This is a genomic window from Fictibacillus sp. NRS-1165 (assembly GCF_050468105.1).
GTDB lineage: Bacteria > Bacillota > Bacilli > Bacillales > Fictibacillaceae > Fictibacillus_C > Fictibacillus_C terrinigri.
Map to the genome: position 1 here is coordinate 1 of NZ_JBDPNU010000097.1, position 1,995 is coordinate 1,995.

The window sequence follows — 1,995 nt, forward strand, 5'->3', positions numbered from 1 at the left end:
GCCAGCCATACGGCGGAAGCCAGCCGATGGGCCAAGGAATGCAAGGCCAGCCATATGGCGGAAGCCAGCAGATGGGATATGGAAATTCAGGCCAGTATGGGAGTCAGCCGATGAGTCAGGGAATGCCGGCTCAACAAATGTATGGTGAATATCCACCTGCCCAAGGTTCACAGGGGTATGGGGATATGTCCGGCGGATCTTATGGCAGTTATCCATCACAGCAAGGGCAGATGGGCCAGATGCAAGGAATGCCGAATCCATACACACAAGCACAACAACGCGACGGCTCGTCAGACAGCCAAGATGAAGATGAAGAATAATTCATACGGAGACGGTTTCAGAAGAAAGCGTCTCTTCTTAAATAGCCTCACCGAAAAAGGCTTGGATGTAAAAAACCATTATTTTGTGAAATATAATGTCTGTATCATAGAAACAAAAGCAGGCGTTTATGTTTTAAAAGGGTTCTCACGGAAGGAAGAATGTCTGGAGCAGCTGAAACTGTCACGCTGGTATTCTGAGCAGCCGGATCCCATGATGGGAATTTATACCGCCTTCCCAACCGGAAGAAAAACACATTTTTACGATAATATGTATTGGGGGATCATGCCGTTTTATAAGGGCGATGAGCTGGATCTCAATGACGAAAAAGATGTAAGAGACGGCATCCATGCTATTCGGAGTTTCCACCGGCAGAGCATTTTTCAGTCGGACTCTTATCTCTCTCTACTCTCCAGCTATTCTCTTTTTGAAAAATGGACCAAACGTTTCAATGCCTTTAAAAGAAATAGTAAAAAGCATTATGTGTCTGAAGAGATGAGTAAAGCTTTTCAGGAAATGATCGGTTGGGGGAAATGGTCTTTAAACCATCTTAACCGAAAAGAGCTGGAAAGAATGGAACTACAGGCAAGACAAAAGGGCGAAGTGTGTCACGGGGATGTGGCGCCTCATAACTTTATGCGCTTAAAGGGGGACAAAGTCATACTGATTGATTATGATCTGTTTTCTATTGTCCCGCATGATTATGATATTTTACAGTATGTAAACCGAATCATGCCATACTGGGATTGGTCTCCATCCATATTGCGAAAATGTGAAGATCCAGAGCTGGAAGCGCTTCTTCGAAAAAAATGGTTCTTGATCGCCTTGGTTTTTCCAACCGACCTCTATCGGGAATGGAATCGAGCATTTGAAGCAGGAAAAGAACAGATCAAAGAAATGACTACCTTCACAGAAGAGGACCTTCCGTTTCGGAGAAAATTTATCAAAGCCGTTCAGGAAAAATTGGTCATGTATCCCAGGTAATATCCAGAAATTATATGTCTTACCGGTATGTAACAGAGTAAAAAGAGCCTCCGATTGCCATTCTAGTGGTGAAAGGAGGTTTTTGCATTGAAGATCATACTGAGCGGAATGACAGTTCTAGCATTAACAGCCGGTCTTGTGGGCTGTAACAATAACAAAGGTGCCCTTGACCGGAACGATAATGATGTTAGGCCAATCGGATATTATTCCAACGAGGGTGACAACCGCGGGGATTTGGACCGCAGCAAAGGCCCAGTGACAGACATGATGGATAATAACCGTACCGATCATAATGTAACGTATCATGAAGACTACGATGGTGCACTTGCCGAGAAGATCAGAAACAGGGTCAACAGGATGAACAATGTAGACGATGCTCACGTTATTTTGAATGATAACACCGTCATTGTCGGGATAGATACCAGTGAAAACGATAAGACCGCTGTCGATAAGAGAGTGTATAGAGAAGTGAAAAAACTGGTTCCCAATCGGGATGTTCGCGTAACAACTGATGACTCTATCGTGAATCGAATCACTAACGTAGATAATAATCTGCGTGATGGCAAGACAACTGATGAAGTCAGCTCTGATATTAAAGGAATCATGGCTGATATCGGAAATGCCGGCACCAACTTAGGAGATGCAGTAAAACGTCCTTTCGAAAACAACCGTTAGGGGCTGTCCAGAAAGTCA

2 protein-coding genes and 1 pseudogene are annotated in these 1,995 nt (G+C 44.1%); all 3 read left to right on the plus strand.

Translation table 11 applies throughout. From position 1 onward, the window contains the following. Positions 1-320, plus strand: a pseudogene (locus tag ABHN01_RS24445) (hypothetical protein); the annotation flags it as partial. After that, a complete protein-coding gene (locus tag ABHN01_RS24450) occupies positions 310-1,302 on the plus strand; it encodes a phosphotransferase (RefSeq protein ID WP_429877699.1) in 993 nt (330 codons plus the stop codon). The pseudogene ABHN01_RS24445 and the gene ABHN01_RS24450, both read left to right, overlap by 11 nt. Before the next feature lie 87 nt (positions 1,303-1,389). Then, positions 1,390-1,977 carry a YhcN/YlaJ family sporulation lipoprotein gene (locus ABHN01_RS24455; RefSeq protein WP_429877700.1) on the plus strand — a complete coding sequence of 196 codons (588 nt, stop codon included), beginning with the start codon at positions 1,390-1,392 and terminating at the stop codon, positions 1,975-1,977. The last annotated feature ends 18 nt before the right edge of the window (positions 1,978-1,995 follow it).

Coding starts and splice junctions, on each gene's coding strand:
- ABHN01_RS24450 (WP_429877699.1), top strand. CDS start 310: ATGAAGAATAATTCATACGGAGACGGTTTCAGAAGAAAGCGTCTCTTC.